The organism is Nocardia sp. NPDC004604, from assembly GCF_040609795.1.
Classification (GTDB): Bacteria; Actinomycetota; Actinomycetes; order Mycobacteriales; family Mycobacteriaceae; genus Nocardia.
The window spans coordinates 19,049-36,462 of sequence record NZ_JBEXLC010000007.1 but is presented as its reverse complement, the minus strand read 5'-3'; the positions used below and the strand labels follow the sequence as shown (position 1 = coordinate 36,462).

At 65.1% G+C, this 17,414-nt stretch carries 16 protein-coding genes and 2 pseudogenes; 10 read left to right on the top strand and 8 right to left on the bottom strand.

Annotation, left to right across the window (positions count from 1 at the left end):
• Positions 1-6: 6 nt before the first annotated feature.
• Together ABZW16_RS05105 and ABZW16_RS05100 are read left to right on the top strand one after the other, a co-directional pair.
• A pseudogene (locus ABZW16_RS05105) lies at positions 7-462 on the top strand (GyrI-like domain-containing protein); the annotation flags it as partial.
• Positions 463-489: 27 nt separating this feature from the next.
• Entirely contained in the window at positions 490-894 is a 405-nt protein-coding gene (locus ABZW16_RS05100; RefSeq protein ID WP_354952471.1) for a DUF302 domain-containing protein, read from the top strand.
• 12 nt (positions 895-906) lie between these two features.
• On the opposite strand, the gene ABZW16_RS05095 is transcribed toward ABZW16_RS05100, so the two are convergent.
• Complete coding sequence (locus ABZW16_RS05095; RefSeq protein ID WP_354952348.1) at positions 907-2,232, bottom strand: hypothetical protein; 1,326 nt, start codon at positions 2,230-2,232, stop codon at positions 907-909.
• Positions 2,233-2,568: 336 nt separating this feature from the next.
• Here ABZW16_RS05095 and ABZW16_RS05090 point away from each other — a divergent pair, with 336 nt between their 5' ends.
• The 5 genes from ABZW16_RS05090 to frdD are packed head-to-tail and all read left to right on the top strand — an operon-like array spanning position 2,569 to position 6,061.
• Complete coding sequence (locus ABZW16_RS05090) at positions 2,569-2,802, top strand: hypothetical protein (RefSeq protein WP_354952346.1); 234 nt, start codon at positions 2,569-2,571, stop codon at positions 2,800-2,802.
• A 19-nt stretch (positions 2,803-2,821) separates the two neighbouring features.
• Complete coding sequence (gene frdA, locus ABZW16_RS05085) at positions 2,822-4,564, top strand: fumarate reductase (quinol) flavoprotein subunit (RefSeq protein WP_354952344.1); 1,743 nt, start codon at positions 2,822-2,824, stop codon at positions 4,562-4,564.
• Positions 4,565-4,569: 5 nt separating this feature from the next.
• Positions 4,570-5,313: a succinate dehydrogenase/fumarate reductase iron-sulfur subunit gene (locus tag ABZW16_RS05080; protein WP_354952342.1), complete on the top strand. Its 744-nt coding sequence runs from the start codon at positions 4,570-4,572 to the stop codon at positions 5,311-5,313.
• A complete protein-coding gene (locus tag ABZW16_RS05075) occupies positions 5,310-5,702 on the top strand; it encodes a fumarate reductase subunit C (RefSeq protein ID WP_354952340.1) in 393 nt (130 codons plus the stop codon). The genes ABZW16_RS05080 and ABZW16_RS05075 overlap by 4 nt, the downstream gene beginning before the upstream one ends.
• Positions 5,699-6,061: a fumarate reductase subunit FrdD gene (frdD, locus tag ABZW16_RS05070; RefSeq protein WP_354952338.1), complete on the top strand. Its 363-nt coding sequence runs from the start codon at positions 5,699-5,701 to the stop codon at positions 6,059-6,061. The genes ABZW16_RS05075 and frdD overlap by 4 nt, the downstream gene beginning before the upstream one ends.
• Here the strand turns inward: frdD and ABZW16_RS05065 are convergent.
• The 6 genes from ABZW16_RS05065 to ABZW16_RS05040 form a co-directional block, all read right to left on the bottom strand.
• Positions 6,058-6,711 (bottom strand): cyclase family protein, encoded by a 654-nt coding sequence (locus ABZW16_RS05065; RefSeq protein WP_354952336.1) that lies wholly within the window; start codon positions 6,709-6,711, stop codon positions 6,058-6,060. The two genes, frdD and ABZW16_RS05065, sit on opposite strands and share 4 nt — an antisense overlap.
• A 311-nt stretch (positions 6,712-7,022) precedes the next feature.
• The gene (locus tag ABZW16_RS05060; protein WP_354952335.1) at positions 7,023-7,334 is read right to left on the bottom strand and encodes a hypothetical protein; all 312 of its coding nucleotides are present in this window, start codon (positions 7,332-7,334) and stop codon (positions 7,023-7,025) included.
• 244 nt (positions 7,335-7,578) lie between these two features.
• Entirely contained in the window at positions 7,579-8,460 is an 882-nt protein-coding gene (locus tag ABZW16_RS05055) for an MHYT domain-containing protein (protein ID WP_354952333.1), read from the bottom strand.
• Between the two features lie 599 nt (positions 8,461-9,059).
• Positions 9,060-10,436: an MFS transporter gene (locus ABZW16_RS05050; protein WP_354952331.1), complete on the bottom strand. Its 1,377-nt coding sequence runs from the start codon at positions 10,434-10,436 to the stop codon at positions 9,060-9,062.
• Positions 10,433-11,557, bottom strand: coding sequence for a PLP-dependent cysteine synthase family protein (locus ABZW16_RS05045; RefSeq protein ID WP_354952329.1), 1,125 nt, complete (start codon positions 11,555-11,557; stop codon positions 10,433-10,435). Before ABZW16_RS05045 ends, ABZW16_RS05050 begins: the two co-directional genes overlap by 4 nt.
• 101 nt (positions 11,558-11,658) lie before the next feature.
• Positions 11,659-12,081 carry a hypothetical protein gene (locus tag ABZW16_RS05040; RefSeq protein ID WP_354952327.1) on the bottom strand — a complete coding sequence of 141 codons (423 nt, stop codon included), beginning with the start codon at positions 12,079-12,081 and terminating at the stop codon, positions 11,659-11,661.
• Between the two features lie 406 nt (positions 12,082-12,487).
• Here ABZW16_RS05040 and ABZW16_RS05035 point away from each other — a divergent pair, with 406 nt between their 5' ends.
• Entirely contained in the window at positions 12,488-13,393 is a 906-nt protein-coding gene (locus ABZW16_RS05035; protein ID WP_354952325.1) for a hypothetical protein, read from the top strand.
• Between the two features lie 147 nt (positions 13,394-13,540).
• Positions 13,541-14,887: pseudogene (locus tag ABZW16_RS05030) on the top strand (MFS transporter); the annotation flags it as partial.
• A 183-nt stretch (positions 14,888-15,070) separates the two neighbouring features.
• Here the strand turns inward: ABZW16_RS05030 and ABZW16_RS05025 are convergent.
• Positions 15,071-16,150: an FAD-dependent oxidoreductase gene (locus ABZW16_RS05025; RefSeq protein ID WP_354952323.1), complete on the bottom strand. Its 1,080-nt coding sequence runs from the start codon at positions 16,148-16,150 to the stop codon at positions 15,071-15,073.
• 171 nt (positions 16,151-16,321) lie between these two features.
• On the opposite strand from ABZW16_RS05025, the gene ABZW16_RS05020 reads away from it, so the two are divergent.
• Positions 16,322-17,257, top strand: coding sequence for an RNA polymerase sigma-70 factor (locus tag ABZW16_RS05020; protein WP_354952321.1), 936 nt, complete (start codon positions 16,322-16,324; stop codon positions 17,255-17,257).
• Positions 17,258-17,414: the final 157 nt, after the last annotated feature.

The window sequence follows — 17,414 nt, the reverse complement described above, 5'->3', positions numbered from 1 at the left end:
GGCGCAATGTCGTACCGGGTCACGGTCGTCGAATCGAATACCACTGCCATGCTCGAACTGCGCCGTACCGTGCGCGCCGACCATGCTGGCGACGATGTCCGCGCGGGCATGCGGGCCCTCTATGAGTTGGCCGAGCGCACCGGCCTGGCCCCGGCCGGAGCCCCCTCGACGACGTATCTGGGCATGCTCGGACCAGGTATGACCACGGATGTGGACTTCGGCCTACCGGTGGCCGACGGCGCACTCGATGACATTGCTGAACAAGTCAGCCTGCGCCGTCTCGAGCCGAGATTATTCGCCAGCACCAGACACCGCGGCGACTATCAACGCATCGGCGACGCCTACCGTGCGCTCGACGAATGGATCCGCGCCTCGAACTATCAGCCGGTCGGACCGCCGACCGAGGTGTATCTGATCGCACCGGAGGCGGCGGTACGACCCGGTGATCTCGTGACCGAGATCCGCAGGCCGGTCGCAGCCGCCCTCGCCATCCGGGTGCCCGCACTGTTCGCCGCTACCGTCTCGGAGCTTCGAAAGGCATTGGCCGAGCAGGGATTCGGCATCATGACCGAGATAGACATGCGCGCCACGCTGCGGGCGAAGCTCGACATCCGGATGGACGAGTATCTGATTCTCGGCGCCTGCAACCCGGTCCTCGCGCAACGGGCGCTGGCCGCCGATCCCCGAGTCGGTCTGTTGTTGCCCTGCAATGTCGTGGTGCGCACGGACGACGACACCACACTCGTCGAGGCGGCCGACCCGGTATTGCTGCTGTGCGGCGAGCTGCTGCACCGCACCGACCAGCCCGAACTGCACGCGGTCGCCCGAGAGGCGCGCGAACGCCTATCAGCTGCCCTCGAAACCGTCGAAAAGCGTTTGCCGGAAACGAAATAGCCCTCGTTGTGATCAGCTGTCCACCGACTCCACTGAGCGGGCCAAGGATGTTGAGATCTGCGCTTCGGTCAGCACCTCTCGCGTGCTGAACGGAACACTCGGCGATTCCATCCTCGACAGTTCGTCGTTCATAAGCGACGCGACGGCACGAATCGAGTTGCGATGCACGACGTCACGCGCGGCTGCATCGGCGAGCGAGCCGGCCTGCTGCAGCTGAGCCAGCTCTTCGACGACTGCGTACACCGGCGATCGGGGTGGGATCTTCACGACCTTTCCGCCGATCACGATCACTCCGCCGCCGTCATCTTCCACGCCGACGATGACCCGGCCCGGCCCGGCAACCGGCCGGCTGTCCGGCCGCTGGGTAACTTCCAGTGTTGCCACCCGAGACGCCCTGTCGATGTCGACAACTTTGACCTGCACCAGCGCCGTCTGCCTGGTTGGCTCGTGCGGGTCGCCACGCACGAACTGGTCACCTTTCTGGAGATTGTCGTTACCGTTCGTGGCGGTGAGGAGATTCGACCGATTGAAGTCGAACTCGTGCACCAGCACGGCAGGAGCCTGAATGCCAGCGTCCCAGCCCTCATCGACACGGAATTCGAAGAAGTATGGGCCGACGCGGGCGCAGAGATAACCCGGTAGGTCACGCCGGTGCAGCGGTCGCAGCTCGACAACCGTGGCGTATTCCGCACGCGCCGCCTGCCACACTCGCAATGTATCGAGCCAGCCTCTGCCGTACATGTTGGCGGCGTTCAGCCCGGGCCCGATGCGGAAGATCGGCTGACCTCTGACATCCAGGTCGGTGAAGAATGGATGCGCCGCCATGGAGGAATTGCGGGTGCTCATGATGTCCCACCGATCCCCGTATTCTGTACTGCCGAACCAGGAGTGGTCGAGCCCGTAAACATGGCCCATCTCCTGCCCGAGGAGACTCGGCGACAGTGAGGACATCCCGGCCGAGTCTCTGCCGTCACCGGAGATAGCGCCACTCACACCACCGAAGAGGTCAGTTGCCGGGTGCGTGATCACAAGGATCCGGTTCCCATACGGTGCCAGATCCTCGTGTGCGTCCAAGGCGGCCTGGCGGCCCCATGCGATGACGTCATCACGGTGTGCTGGGGGAAAGTCGGAGAACTTCTGCTTCAGGCTGTACCAGCCCAAGAGTCTTGTTGCCGTCAGATCGAGCGAGCCATGCGACATGTCGCGGAAGAAGTCCACCATATTGAACTTGCCCGCACCTGAATTGGTGAACAGCTCTTCGAACCGCTGACGGGAAAACGGCGGCGGCGTTGTCGTATCGCTGAATCGGCACAGCACCACTGCCCAAGGGGAAGTCATGTCATTTCCTTTCAACTCGATCTACCTCGGAAAAGAACCCGATGGCGCTGCGTTGATGCCGGGTCCCGTTCGATCGAGAGGAACCCGGCCCGGGGCGCCAATAGAACGTGCAGTCATCGTTGCTCGATTCGGCCGCGGCGTATCGAGTACGCGACTACTCGAGTTGCGGAGCCCGTCCGGGCTCGTCACCGGATCGGTTCGTTTACGACGCGTCGGTGCAGGTGGGCGATGTCCGCCAGAGCCGGAACGCCGCCTGCGACCTCGATGCAATGCGCGTACGCTTAGGTATTTACACCGGTCAGTAAGGTGTGCCACCGGTTCGCCGGGAGGTGGGAGATGCTCAGCATCACCGAGCAGTTCAGCATCGAACGCGCCCCATGCGGGAAACTGAGGGGCGGGGCTCGCCACCGCGAAGACGACGAAGCGGGCCTGGTTATCGACGATCTGCATTACGACTGTGGCTGCCGCAAGATTCGGCACGAATACCACGACGGCTGCGTTCGGATCGAAACGGTCCGCCATGACGGCAAGGTCCTGATGGACGAGCGCAGCGCCGACTTCGAGGCCTGACCCACGATGGTGGTGCACCATGACCGCTTCTCACGATGTCGTGATCGTCGGCGGGGGCGGCGCGGGCCTGCGTGCGGCCATCGCCATCGCCGAACACAACCCGCGGTTGAGTATCGCGATCGTTTCCAAGGTCTATCCGATGCGCAGCCACACCGTCTCCGCCGAGGGTGGCGCCGCCGCTGTCGCCGGTCCCGGCGACAGCTTGGAAGAACACGCATATGACACGGTCTCCGGCAGCGATTGGCTCTGTGACCAGGACGCTGTCGAGGCCTTCGTCGAGGAAGCACCGCGGGAGCTGCTGCAGCTGGAGCATTGGGGCTGTCCATGGAGCCGCCGATCGGACGGGCACATCGCGGTACGGGCGTTCGGCGGCATGACGAACAACCGCACCTGGTTCGCAGCCGATAAGACCGGTTTCCACTTGTTGCACACCCTGTTCCAGACCGCACTGTCGTATCGAGACATCGTCAGATACGACGAATGGTTCGCCACGACATTGCTCATCGACGACGGCAAGGTGTGCGGCATCGTAGCCATCGAACTGGCCACCGGACGCGTCGAAACCATTCTCGCCAGCGCTGTCATCGTGTGCACCGGTGGCTGTGGCCGGGTATATCCGTTCACCACCAACGCCAATATCAACACCGGTGATGGTATGGCGTTGGCCTACCGGGCAGGCGCGCCGCTCAAAGATATGGAGTTCGTCCAGTATCACCCGACCGGCCTTCCGTTCACGGGCATCTTGATCACCGAGGCGGCGCGCGCGGAGGGCGGCTGGCTGCTCAACAAGGACGGTTACCGCTACCTGCAGGATTACGACCTCGGGACGCCATCACCGGTGCCGGTGATGCGCAGCATGGAACTCGGGCCACGCGACCGGCTGTCACAGGCTTTCGTGCACGAACTCGACAAGGGCCGGACCATCGGCACACCGTACGGACACGTCGTCCACCTCGACCTGCGCCACCTCGGTGCCGATCTCATCGACACGAAACTGCCGTTCGTGCGCGAGCTCTGCTCGAAGTACCAGAACATCGACCCGGTGCGGGAACTGATCCCGGTGCGCCCGGTCGTGCACTACATGATGGGCGGCATCCATACCGACATCCACGGCGCCACACCCCTGGAGGGCCTGTACGCCGTCGGAGAGGTCGCCTGCGTCAGTATCAATGGCGCCAACCGGCTCGGTTCGAATTCCCTGCCCGAGTTGCTGGTCTTCGGTGCGCGAGCCGGTCGTGCCGCTGCCGACTACGCGAGCTCGGCCACCGCCCGCCGGACATCGGCGGTCCTGGCACGCGGCCACGCCGAACAGGACCGGCTGGAACGAGGCCTCGCCCGACATGCCGAGGGCTCCGAACGCATCGCCCACATCCGCACCGAGATGCAGGAGACGCTGGAGACCAGTGCCGGGATCTACCGGGACGGCGACTCCCTCGCCGAGGCTGCCGACAAGGTGCGCGAGCTTCGCGATCGATTCGGCCGCGCTCGCCTCGATGATCACAGCCGGGCGTTCAACACCGAGCTGGTGGCGATGCTGGAACTGTCCTGCATGCTCGATGTGGCCGAATGCATCGTCGCCTGCGCGCTGGCACGGGAGGAATCCCGGGGTGCGCACCAACGGACCGATTTCCCCGCCAGGAACGACCAGCGATTCCTGGCCCATTCGCTGGTCCATCGACAGCCGGACGGTTCGGGTCGCGTCTCGTACCTCCCGGTAACGATTACTCGCTGGCCTCCGGGCGAACGCGTATATGGGAGGTGATGGCGATGGCGGACCGGATAACCCTGCAGGTCGCGCGCTATCGACCGGATCGAGATGACGAACCGGTAATGCAGTTGTACGAGGTTCCGCTGCGCAAAGAATGGACGGTGCTCGACGGCCTCAACTACATCAAGGATTACCTCGACGGCACGGTGTCGTACCGGTGGTCGTGCCGGATGGGTATCTGCGGTAGCTGCGGCATGACCGTCAACGGCGAGCCACAACTGAGCTGCGCCACATTCCTGACCGACTACGCGCCGGGGCCGGTGCGGGTCGAGCCATTGCGCAACTTCCCGGTGATCCGGGATCTCGTCATAGAGATCAGCGACTTCATGCACAAGCTGACCGCGGTCAAGCCATGGCTGATCAGGAAGGAAGATCGGCCGCTCGATGACGGCGAGTACCTGCAAACACCGTCCGAAATGGACGAATACAAGAAATACAGTATGTGCATCAACTGCATGCTCTGCTACTCGGCCTGTCCGGTCTTCGCGCTCGAGCCCGAGTTCATCGGTCCCGCGGCAATCGCGCTGGGCCAACGCTACAACCTCGACTCGCGCGATGAAGGCGCCGCAGATCGGCGCGACGTGCTGGCCTCCGCCGAGGGCGTATGGTCGTGCACCTTCGTCGGCGAGTGCACCACCGCCTGCCCCAAAGGGGTCGACCCGGCAGGTGCGATCCAACGCTACAAGCTAACCGCGGCCACCCAATCGCTGCGGGATTTCCTCATGCCTTGGCGCGCACGATGACCACGACACCTCGGTTGTACCGAAAGCCGGTCTCCACGTTCTGGTGGGCGCGACGTCGCTCGTACCTGATCTTCGCCCTGCGCGAACTCAGCAGCGTGTTCGTCGCCTGGTTCGTGGTATTTCTCCTGCTTCTGGTCCATGCGGTCAGTTCCGAAAACGAGGAGTACCAGCGGTTTCTCAGTTGGAGCGCAACTGGGTGGGTGGTTGCACTGAACACGATCGCTCTGCTGTTCGTGCTGCTGCACACGGTCACCTGGTTCAGCCTCGCGCCCAAGGCGATAGTGCTGCGGGTACGGAACCGGCGCGTTGCACCGGGGGTGATCGTTGGGCTGAACTACCTGCTGTGGGGCCTGCTGACGGCGATCGTGTTGTTGGTGGTCCTGCGATGACGACGAAAAAGAGGTCCCTGGAACCGTTGGCGTGGCTGCTGTTCGGCATCGGCGGAATGGCCGCCGCGCTGCTCATACCGGTGCTGCTGTTCCTGTTCGGCCTCGCCTTCCCGTTGGACTGGCTTCCCGCGCCGGACCACGCACACCTGCTCGCGGTGTTGCGTCATCCTGTCACCCGGCTGGTACTTTTCGGACTCTGTGTGCTGGCGCTGTTCCATTGGGCCCACCGCTTCCGGTACACGGTGGAGCACGGTTTGCGGCTCGAGCAGTTCAGTGCGTTGATCATCCTGGTCTGCTACGGCGGAGCCGTCATCGGCTCGGGAATTGCCGCTTACCTCCTGCTGCGCGTGCCGTCTTAATCGGTCCAGGCGACAGCGCGCAGCGGAAACGAGCCCATCCCGCGTACGGGCGCTGGTAGCGCGACGAGCCTGGCACCGATATCGGGAACCGCGTCCAGGTTCGTCATATGTTCGATGATCGGGATTCCCGCACCGAGCAGTGCATGGTGGCACGGACGCGTCGGCAGGGACATATCGTCGATGTCGAGCGAGTCGATTCCCACCAGCGCCACATTGGCGGCGACCAGCGCATCCGCGACCTCGCCGACCAGGAATGGATGGCCGGGCTCCCAGTATGCGGACGAACCCCACCGGGCCGACCATCCGGTGTGCACGAGCACCGCCTTGCCCCAGAGCCGCGCCGGGTCGCCGAGCATATCCGGTCCAACCGCACGGATTTTCGCCGCGCGGATCATCACGATCGGCACGTTGAACAGCCGTTCCAGCGGCAGCTCAGCGATATCGGCGCCATCGGCGTGGAATTGGAAGGGCGCATCGATATGGGTCCCGGTATTGCCGACCATATCCACGCGCGCAATGTCGTAGGTCATGTCGATCAGTGGTGACTGCCCACGCGAAATATCGGTAGTGACTCGCGGTTCGGGCAAGCCAGGGTAGGTGAGCATGCCGTCCGCGATCCGATGGGAGAGCTCCACAATCGCTCTGCTCATACCAGGGACGGTACCGGTCGATACCGCGGTTCGCGGGCAGCAGTCGCAGACAGCATGATCGTCGGCGAGACCGAGTGCGGCGCCGAAACTGTTTCGACGGCGCGGACAGCTACGACGAGCACGAAATCCGACTCGCCCTCGATCTGCCGCACCACATCCCGATCCATCTCTGTGATGTCCGGCGGCGAGAATCGGTCAAAGCCCTACGCACGCGGCTGCTCGAACACATCCGGACACTGGTCGCCTCCGGTGTCGACCGGCAACCGAATAGCACTCCGACAGCCCTGCCTCGGCATCTACCGCTTTCGTTGTCAGCGCGCTCCGCAGGTCCCCGTGGGGGTGTACTGGCAGGGGTTTTCGTTGCGGCCTCGGTACTGATCGTGGTTGTCGCTATTGGTGCGCACTCCATATCCGTAGCCGCTGTTGTTCTGACTGTGGTCGGTGCTATTCGGGCGCGTTCCGGATCCATAGCCATGGCTGTTCCCGGGGGCGTGCGAATCCCGAGGTCCGGCCGAGGCCGCGAAAAGGTGAGGTGAGGCGATCGTCAGGGTCACCAGCGCGATGCTGATCAGCGTCACGATCACCACTCGACGGACTGTCCAGAACTTTGTTGCGATCTCCATCAGTTATCATCCCGTCAATTAATGTGCCGCTATATAGCGATACGTTAATCGATGGGACGTCGTTAGGGGAAGGTGTTTTCGTGGATTCGGGCACGCCAGATCGCGTCGGCGCCTCTGAATAGGCCTGATGACCTGCGCTACTGGGGGCGGCTCAGGTTTACGAACCGTCGTGACTACGCGGCCACTGCTCGCCGATCAGGCGATGGTGCAACACCATCGACAACATGCGAGGCGGGACTCGGTGCTAGTCGAGTATTTCTCGGCGCGGCCACTCGCGGCCGCTCTTGGGTAGGTCGGCGGGGCTGGTAGCCAGGGTGCCGGACTTGAAGCGCGCGGACCTGAGCCGAGCGGCTTCGGGTCGAGCGGATGCGGGCTGCTCGGCCGCGGGCTGCGCGTCGGACAAGTTGCGTTCGTCGAGTTCGGCCAGCCCGACCACGATGATCAGCACCATGACGACCGCGACGACGGTCATGATCAGTGGGGTCAGCAGTTGCGGCGGCTCGGCACCGTCCGGCATCGCATGGTCGCCAGCATGCTCGGCATGCATTGCCGCCATTCCGGTGTAATGCATGCCGCATACCGCGACACCCATGATCAACGCCGCGCCCGCGGTCGCACTAAATCCGTGCACGTGCAGCATGAACCACAGCGCGGCGGTTGCCGCGACCACCGCGATCGCCAGCGACAGCGCGACGAGCGCGGGGCGGTACCCGATGGTCACGTTGGTGTGCATCGCATACATGCCCAGGTAGTGCATGGCGGCTACACCGAGTCCGGTGATGGTGCCGCCGACCGGCAAAGCCAGCACTTCCCGCCGCCAGCGCACGGCGACCGACAGTCCGATCCACACCACCACGATGGCCACGACGGCGCTCAGCAGCGTCATCGGCACATCGAACCGAATGGTTCCCCCATCGATGGAGAAACCGAGCATCGCGGTGAAATGCATAACCCAGATGCCCGCACCCCCAAGGGATACGGCCGCGGCGAGGAGCCAGCCTCCTGGCCAGCGCGCCGTTCGGGCATGCACCGCACATCGCAGGCCGAGCAGCGATCCGATGACAGACATGACATAGGCCAGGACAGGGGTCACCCATCCGTAGGTGAAGTGGTCGAGTTCCAGCACGCACACGCTCCGTAGCTATCAACTGGCTTCTTACCGGCAAACCGTAACGCAAACGTAATGCACGGAGCGTGTGTTGCAAAGCTGATATTTCAGATCGGGTGTTGCGTGGGCGTATACCTGCAATACCGACAACTTCGAGCTCGCAGTGGTCACAACGGTGCGCCTGGACCAGGCTCGGGTCCACGATGCCTCGCCAACCCTTACAGTCCCTTAGGTTGAAGCAGCAATCTGCGAGAAACCTGCAAGCAGCACAACAGCAGCCCGTGCGATACATCCCACCGAATCGGGTGAGTCTCCTCTCCTGGCTGAGGTTCGTCGCAAGAACCATGACCGCCGATGCGGCGAAGAGTTGCTCCGCGTCGAGCGATGCGGTGATGTCGCTGCGTTCGGTCTGCATGTCGGACCGCCGGTGGGCAGCGCGATCAGAAGTTCACGCAGCAGAATCCAGAGCCGGGTGCAGGATCTTCGCCGCCGCGGTGTGGCAGTGATTCCGGTGGCCCGAGCCGAGATTGCACTGCTGGGCAGCCGCGGCCCCGGCTCGGGGCACGCTCGGTGTCATGACTTGGCCGACAGCATCCTCCGGCCATAGTCGGAGTCGATCAGCGACGGCCCGTTGGTGTCGGTCCGGGTGATGCTTGGCGTCCGGTGTCTTTCGATGCTCGGCCGATCGGCGCTCGGCCCGCATGCTCCGGCTGCTCGAGCAGATAACGCCCGCCGGATTGCCGCGAGTACGCGGCGCTCAGCGCAACTGGGTGTGCGGGCTGGGCTCGGTCGAGCCGGTGCAATGCGAATGCGGCGATCAGGCCGATCATGATGAGCCCCAACCACACTGCCCAGTCGACGCCGGCGGCGCGGGCGGCGCCGACTACGGCGCCGGTTGCCAAATTGCCCGCCAGAATGCCGACGCCGACCACCGTGTTGTAGAACCCGTAGTGGGTTGCCACGAGTTTCCCGTTGGCCAGGGATACGACGGTGTCCATCTCGAATGGGAATACCGCGGCGGTGCCGACCGCCAGCAATGCCGCCGACACGAGCAATGCCGCCACGGCCGCACCGACGCCGAAGCGCCAGGGCCCCGGGATGATCACCAGGGGTAGGAATGACACGGCGAGTATGCCCATCCCGACGACCAGGCTGCGTCCTGTCCCCCATCTTTCGCGGAACCAGGCGGTGACGCGCAGCTGACCGGCGACCGCTACCACCCCGGACACCACGAACAGTGCCGATACCAGAATCTGTGCTCGCGTGCCCGCGATGAACTCCGCCTGTAGCGGCAGCGCCAGATAGACCTGGAACGACAGCACATACGAGCCGATCATCGCGACCGCGAAGGCGAGGAACCGACGGTTCGCGACCACGGTCCGCCAGTCGTCGAGAACCGATGACTTCTCGTCGGCGAGTTCCGCCCGTCGGGTCGGCAGCGTGCACAACTGCGCCACCGTCAGCGCCGCGAATACGAGCGCGGCGGTACTCGCGGTGACCCGGAAATCGACCGCCATCAGTGCGAGCCCGACCAGTGGCCCGGCCAGGATACCCGCCTGATAGAAGATGTTGAACACGGCGAACGCCTCCACCCGCCGCTCCGCGGTATCGGCCGCGAGGTAGGCGCGCACCGCCGGGTTGAACAGGGCGCCCGCGAAACCTGTTGCCGCCGAAGCGATCAGCAGACCCGGCAGGGATGTCGCGAAGACCAACAGCGCGAAACCGCCGGTGCGCAGCAGACATCCGGCCACGATCAGCGGTTTGTAGCCGAGCCGGTCGGCCAGCGTGCCACCGATCAGGAACATGCCCTGCTGCGAGAAGTTGCGCACACCCAGCACCAGGCCGACGGCCCATGCCGCCAAGCCGAGCGGACCCGCCAGATATCCGGCCAAGTAGGGCATCAACATGTAGAAGCCGAGGTTGATACCGAACTGGTTGACCATCAACAAACGTGCCGGGAGGTCGAAGCTGCGAAAGTTTCCGAATACCGTCACCGGGTTGCCCCTTGATCCGAAGCCCGTTCGCGCGGGTCGACAACTGTGCTGCAACGGGTCCAGGCGGTCACGACTCGGTCGGCCGGATGCGTGATGGTGTCGGGGTAGGTCGGCGGCTCGGTATCGAGAAGTCCGTGCTCGGCGCAGTAGGTGTCGCTGTAGACGGTGTCGAAATAGCGTTGCGGGCCATCGGGAAATACGGCCGCGATCCGGGCATCGGCGTCGTGGGTGCGCGCCGCCCAGCCCGCTACCAGCGCCACCGCGCCGACACTCCAGCCGCCGGTGGCATAGTGTGTCACGGCCAGCGTGCGGCATGCCCACACCGCCTCCGACGGTGCGACCCAATGGATTTCGTCGAATGCGCGGTAGTCGACGTTGGTCGGGTAGATGCTCGACCCGAGACCTCGCATCAGCCGTGGTCCCGCCGGTTGGCCGAAGATTGTGGAAGCCACGGTATCCACGCCGATGAGCTTCAGGTCGGGGTTGAACCGCCGCAGCACCCGCGCGACCCCGGCCGAATGTCCGCCGGTGCCCACCGCGCACACCAGAACATCCACTGTCCCGAGCTGTTCCACCAGTTCGAGCGCCAATGATTCGTAGCCGTCGACGTTGTCGGGGTTGTTGTACTGGTCCGGGCACCATGCTCCGGATTCCTCGGCAAGCAACTCGGCGACCCGATCCCGACGTGCCTGTTGCCAACCGCCGTTCGGGTGCGGCTGCGCGACGAGATCTACGCGCGCACCATAGGCGGCCAGCATCTGGGCGACGATGGGCTCCAAGCCCGGATCGGTCACCACCGTGACCGGATGGCGGTACACCATGCCGGCCAGCGCCAAACCCAAACCCAATGTGCCGCTAGATGATTCAATGATTCGAGCGCCAGCTGCCAGCGCACCGCGCGCTTCGGCCCGGCGCACCATGTGCAGCGCAGGGCGGTCCTTCATGCCGCCGGGATTGAATCCTTCGAGTTTGGCCCAGAACCCCCGACCGGCGGGTGCGAGCGGGGCGCCGACCCACAGCACCGGAGTGTTGCCGACCAGCGCGGGGGCCTGTCGGGCGGCGCCCGGCGCCGGGATCAGCGCCGGGGGCACCTCGGGCCGGTCGAGCACGATCTTGTTCATGACTGTCGCTTCCTGTATCGAGACCGCCACGCGGCGGTGCGGACGTTGAACGGCAGCGAACACCGGCCGACGGCACACAGCGTCGGCCTGGCGCTGACCGATCAGCGTCGGGCGATACAGAACCGTTCGAGAATGTCCCGACCAGCAGCGGAGGGCGGGGATACCGGCGGACCGCGCACGCCTCCAGCGAGCGTCGAGTAACTGGCTGCGGCAACGATGGCGACGACCCCGATCAAGGCGAGCAGGCGCAGCGCCCCGAAGTTCTCGGCCGCACCCGTCCGCGCCGATTTCACAATGCAGTGGGCGAGATGCAGGCCGCAGGATTCGTGCGCGGCATCGATGACCACGTGAGCGGAATCGTCGAGGGCGGCGGTGTGAAAGTTCGCAGGCGCCATCTGGCTATGCGCGCCGGAGTGCTCATGATCGTCCGTCTGGGCACAGTGGACCATCGGCGCCACGAGCAGCACTGCGATGAGCACCGCCGTTACGGTGCCACCGTGCCGCAACCGCCCGATGAGGTTCACAGTGAGCCGACTATAGCGCCGGTCGGGTAGCAAACGGCGGCAGCGCGGGTCGCGGCGGCGGGTGTGTGAGATCGGCGACCCGATAGCGGGCACCCGATGCCGCGAGTCATCGACACCCGGGTGCCCGCCATCGAGATTCGTCCGATGGCGCGCGAGTCCGCGTACCGCGGTACTCCCCGGCGCGACTCGTCGACAACCTCTTCCAACTTCCAATCCTCTTGGCCGCGAAAAACTTTCGGCTCACGCGTTCGGCGAAGACAATCCTTTGACATCCACTGGAAATAACCTACTACCTCTGTACGTACTTAGTCGCAGTGCGGCGCATCACATCTACCGGCCTTGCGGCATACCCCTGGGGGGTATAACTTTCTCGGTGTCGAATGAACAAGATCGAGAGGCCGAAGCAATGACCACCCAGACTCACGCGGACCACTCTGGCGCGCACGGCGATCACACCGCTCATGCCGGGCACCACAACCACATCGCCCACACCGGGCACGCCGAGCATGCCGCCCACACCGGGCACGCCGAGCATGCCGCCCACGCCGAGCATGCCGCCCACGCCGGGCAGCACGACCATGCCGGACATGGCGGCGGACTCCCGGGCGGACTCCAGATCACCCAGGACGGCTACCAGTTGCAACTCGCGGACCCGATCATCGGGACGGGTGAAATCGACTTCCGGTTCCGGATCCTCGGACCGGATGGCAAGCCGGTCACCGACTACACCGCTATCCACGACCGTGACCTCCATCTGATCGTGGCTCGGCGCGAGCTGACCGGGTTCTGGCACGTGCATCCCCAGCTCACCGCAGACGGGACCTGGGCCGTGCGCTTGAATCTCCCGGAGGCGGGCGCCTACCGCGTCTTCACCGATATCGCTCCGCGGGCCCTCGGCAAGACCATCACTCTTGGCGCGGACCTCGCCGTTGCGGGCGCATACGAACCGCGCCCCACCCCCGAGGCAACGCGCACCGCGCTCGTGGACGGATACGAGGTGACCCTCGACGGCGAACTGGTCCCGGGTGCGGGCCGACTGCTCACCCTCACCGTCCGCAAGGATGGCGAACCGGTCACCGACCTGCAGCCCTACCTGGCCGCCTTCGGTCACTTGGTGATCCTGCGCGCGGGCGATCTGGCCTACGTCCACGTGCATCCGAATGGTGAACCCGGTGACGGGGTGACCGCGCCCGGTCCGGACATCACGTTCCATACCGCCGTGCCCGGCCCCGGAACCTACCGGCTTTTCCTGGATTTCAAGCACGGTGATGTGGTCCGGACCGCCGCCTTCACGCTGCCCACCACTGCCTGATCGCCGAAGTCTGTTGCGCGGGTGGATCTTCCATCTGATCGCCGCCTATTCCGAAGAGGAGTCCAACGTGTGCGAGTGCTGCTGTCGCAATATCCGCGATCCACCCAACTCATTTGCCAGGAAGGGTTTCCGATGCGTTCCATGCCCATGCCCACCACCACACTGTTCGGCCACCGTGACTATCTGAAACTGTTCACCGCTCAGGTGTCGGCCCTGTTCGGCACCGGGCTGACCACGGTCGCACTCGGGCTGCTCGCCTACGAACTCGCCGGGGCGGACGCGGCGGCTGTCCTCGGCACCGCGCTGACCATCAAGATGCTCGTCTATGTGACAGTCGCGCCGATCGTGGCCGCCTACGCGGACCGATTCCCGCGCAGGATTTTCCTGGTGGCGCTCAACGTCATCCGAGCCGCCGTTGTGCTGGCTTTACCGTTCATCGACCAGGTATGGCAGATCTACGTGCTGATCGCGGTGCTGCAAACCGCCTCGGCCGCATTCACCCCCACATACCAGGCGGTCATCCCGGATATCCTGCCCGACGAACGCGAATACACCAGGGCGCTGTCGGCGGCGCAACTGGCCGCCACCATGGAAACCCTGCTGAGCCCGATGCTGGCCGCGGCCGCACTGGCCGTGATCAGCTTCCACTGGTTGTTCGTCGGCACCGCAATCGGATTCGTCATCTCGGCTGCCCTGGTGATCACCACCCGCATTCCGGACGCGACCGCCGCCGCGCAGGGCTCATTCCGGGAACGGATCACGGTGGGCATGCGCATCTTCGCCGCGACGCCACGGCTGCGCGGCCTGCTCGGATTGAACCTCGTTGTCGCCGCCGCCGGATCGGTGATCATGGTCAATACGGTCAACTACGTACGCGACACCCTCGGCGGCACCCAGTCCGGAGTAGCGATGCTATTGGCCGCCAATGGGTTCGGCACCATGATCGTCGCGCTCTCGCTGCCCCGGGTCCTCGATCGGATCGGCGCCCGGCCGGTGATGCTGGCGGGTGCGGCCACACTGATCACCGGACTCGGCTCGGCCATCGTACTGTCGACCGCCGACGGCGGCGACTGGCGATGGGGCGCCGCGATCGGAGTGTGGGCGCTCATCGGTGCGGGCACCGCGGCGGTGCTGACGCCGACCGGGCAGGTCCTGCGGCGCTCCTCGCAACCCGGCGATCGCCCAGCGCTCTTCGCGGCACAGTTCTCGCTGTCGCATCTGGCCTGGTTGATCACCTATCCGATTGCGGGATGGTTGACCGCCGCCGCCGGTTTCACTACTACCTGGACAACGCTGGCGGTATTCGCCGCCGCGGGAATCACTGTGGCGCTGCGGATGTGGCCACGCCACGACCCACAGGAGCTGACTCATCTACATGAAGTCGGCACCATCGACCCGGCCCGGCTGGCCGATGCCGACCGCGTCGACGACCGCCACTACCGGCACACCCACGTGTTCGTCATCGACGCCGAACACCGCCGCTGGCCGACACGGGCGGAATGGGCGCTGGAAACCGCCGCTGCTGGGACACGGCCAGGGAAGCCACACGCAGCGCGCCGAACGCCCGCGCCCACACCAGCAACTCGTCGACCAACCCGTGTACCTGCGGTGAAATTCACGAATTCCTTGCGCAGCATCAGCGCAACCTGCGGCCCGATCCTCCTTTGGTGCTGTTCATCAGAAGCTGGAAACGCCCGTGCGGGCGGTGGAAAACGCGCTGTGGGTGACCATTTTCTTGAGTGCGACCGCGGTCCGTCCGGCGACGTAGATGCGCCGGACCGTGTCGTCGGCGTGGGTGAACTGGGCTACCGCGTCCTTCCTGCCCAGCGAGAGGCCGCGGCTGAAATACGGTAGGGAGTGCGGCTTGGGCTTGCGGCCTTTGCGCAGGCGAGCGAAATTGTCGGCCGCGTGAATGGCCTGTGGCAGCGCGGTATAACAGGCGAAACGCGCTCCGGGCACCGCTGCGCAGTCGCCGACGGCGAATATCCGCTCATCGCTGGTGCTGCGCAGGAACTCATCGACAACGGCACGACCGCGCGCATCGACCGCGAGACCACTGCGCGCCGCGAGGTCGGGGACGCCTGACACGATCGCCCACAGGGTCAGATCGGAGGCCAGATCCGAACCCGACCGCAGCCGCACAACACCGTCGAACTGCCCTGCACCCGAACCGATTTCGGCCACCTCATCGTCGACGATCTCGACCGTGAGCCGTTCCAAGCCGGAACGTACCCGCCGATACGCACCGTCGGAAAGGCCGCCGCCCACTGAGGAACCGACGAGCCGCACCCGCACATCCGGTCTGGCCTCGGCGATTTCGGCCGCCGTCTCGATGCCCGTCGGACCACCCCCGATAACGGTGACCTGGCCGCCCGCGGGCAGGGCGGCCAGCGCCGCGCGAGCTTGTTGCGCGCCTTCCCATGTGCCCACCGGGACCGTTCCCGGCATCGGCACAACGGTGCTGCCCACGGCCAGGAAGGCGTAGTCGAAGTCGATTCGCTCACAGTTGGTGAGGACGACGGCGCCGTCGCCGATCTTGTCGACCGCGCCGACCCGTGCCTTGATGCCTTCCCGCAGCACCTCTGCCAGGGGCGTGGCCGCCGAGTATGTTCCCGCGATCTGCTGGTGCAGCCGTACCCGCTCCACGAAGTCCGGGCGCGGGTTGATCACCGTGATCTCGGCGTCCTTCACCTTCTTGGCGACCCGGTTCGCCACGAGCGTGCCCGAGTAGCCGCTGCCCACTATCAACACCTGCATGTCGGCCTCCTGTCTGCGTAACTGGACGAACATAAAGATGCCGACGACCGCGCCTATGTGACGTCGCAGCACCGTGACATCTGTCACCGATCAGAGGTGTCACAAAGCGGTCGGAACCGGCGTCTGGTGTGTGTGGCACAGTCGAGAGCGGACAACAGGCGGGAGTCGGCAATGAGCGACGGCGGCGAGCGAACGGTTGAGCCGGCCGAGCCGTTGCCGCGCGGTCGACCGGACCCCGCCACCGATGCGTTCCTCGCGCACCGCAGACTGCTGTTCACCGTCGCCTACGAGATGCTCGGCTCGGCCACCGACGCCGAAGACGTGCTGCAGGAAACCTGGCTCCGGTGGGCCGGAGTCGACCTCACCACCGTGCAGGATCAGCGCGCCTACCTGGTCCGCATCACCACCCGCCCGGCCCTGAGCCGACTGCGCACCCTCGACCGGCGCAAGGAGTCCTACGTCGGCCCCTGGCTGCCCGAGCCGCTGCTCACCGCCCCCGACGTAGCCGAGGACATCGAGCTGGCCGACAGCGTTTCGATGGCGATGCTGCTCGTACTCGAGACACTCACCCCGACCGAGCGCGCGGTGTTCGTGCTGCGTGAAGTATTCGACCTGGCCTACGACGAGATCGCCGAAGCCATCGACAAGTCCCCGGTCACGGTCCGCCAGATCGCCCACCGCGCACGGGCACATGTCGCCGCTCGCCGACCGCGCGGAGTCGTTTCCTCGGCCGAGACCCGAGACGCACTCGCGGCATTCCAGCGAGCGGTCGAAACCGGCGATATCCAGAGCCTGCTGGCGATCCTCGCGCCCGACGTGGTCGCGCTCAACGATGGTGGCGGCATCAAACAGGCCCTCCCACGCCCCATCGTCGGGGCCGACCAGGTGGCTCGACTGTTCGCCATCTACTGGAACACGATCGGCGCCACCGCGACGCTGCAACCGACCCAGGTCAATGGCTACCCGGCACTCATCGTCCGGCTGAACGGGGAACTGGACAGCGTGATGGCGGTGCGCATCGACGATGGACTCATCAGCGGCATCTACGCTGTGCGCAACCCGGAGAAGCTGTCGCATATGGAACGCGAAACCTCACTGCACCGTTGAGCCCGAAACGCTGACCCGCCTTCGCGCGATGAACACACATCCACAGCGCGGGCCGCATCGTGAAATCGAGTAGTGAACTACCCGTGACCAGCAGCGATAGCGGCTGGAAACTGATGGTGCGGATCGCAATCCGAGCATGATGTGCGGGAGCCGGAGC

Bases quoted from the DNA above. Each gene is read 5' to 3' on its own strand.
- ABZW16_RS05095 (WP_354952348.1), bottom strand. From the start codon at position 2,232: ATGACTTCCCCTTGGGCAGTGGTGCTGTGCCGATTCAGCGATACGACA.
- frdD (WP_354952338.1), top strand. From the start codon at position 5,699: ATGACGACGAAAAAGAGGTCCCTGGAACCGTTGGCGTGGCTGCTGTTC.
- ABZW16_RS05035 (WP_354952325.1), top strand. From the start codon at position 12,488: ATGACCACCCAGACTCACGCGGACCACTCTGGCGCGCACGGCGATCAC.
- ABZW16_RS05060 (WP_354952335.1), bottom strand. From the start codon at position 7,334: ATGGAGATCGCAACAAAGTTCTGGACAGTCCGTCGAGTGGTGATCGTG.
- ABZW16_RS05065 (WP_354952336.1), bottom strand. From the start codon at position 6,711: ATGAGCAGAGCGATTGTGGAGCTCTCCCATCGGATCGCGGACGGCATG.
- ABZW16_RS05090 (WP_354952346.1), top strand. From the start codon at position 2,569: ATGCTCAGCATCACCGAGCAGTTCAGCATCGAACGCGCCCCATGCGGG.
- frdA (WP_354952344.1), top strand. From the start codon at position 2,822: ATGACCGCTTCTCACGATGTCGTGATCGTCGGCGGGGGCGGCGCGGGC.
- ABZW16_RS05080 (WP_354952342.1), top strand. From the start codon at position 4,570: ATGGCGGACCGGATAACCCTGCAGGTCGCGCGCTATCGACCGGATCGA.
- ABZW16_RS05045 (WP_354952329.1), bottom strand. From the start codon at position 11,557: ATGAACAAGATCGTGCTCGACCGGCCCGAGGTGCCCCCGGCGCTGATC.
- ABZW16_RS05020 (WP_354952321.1), top strand. From the start codon at position 16,322: ATGAGCGACGGCGGCGAGCGAACGGTTGAGCCGGCCGAGCCGTTGCCG.
- ABZW16_RS05025 (WP_354952323.1), bottom strand. From the start codon at position 16,150: ATGCAGGTGTTGATAGTGGGCAGCGGCTACTCGGGCACGCTCGTGGCG.
- ABZW16_RS05075 (WP_354952340.1), top strand. From the start codon at position 5,310: ATGACCACGACACCTCGGTTGTACCGAAAGCCGGTCTCCACGTTCTGG.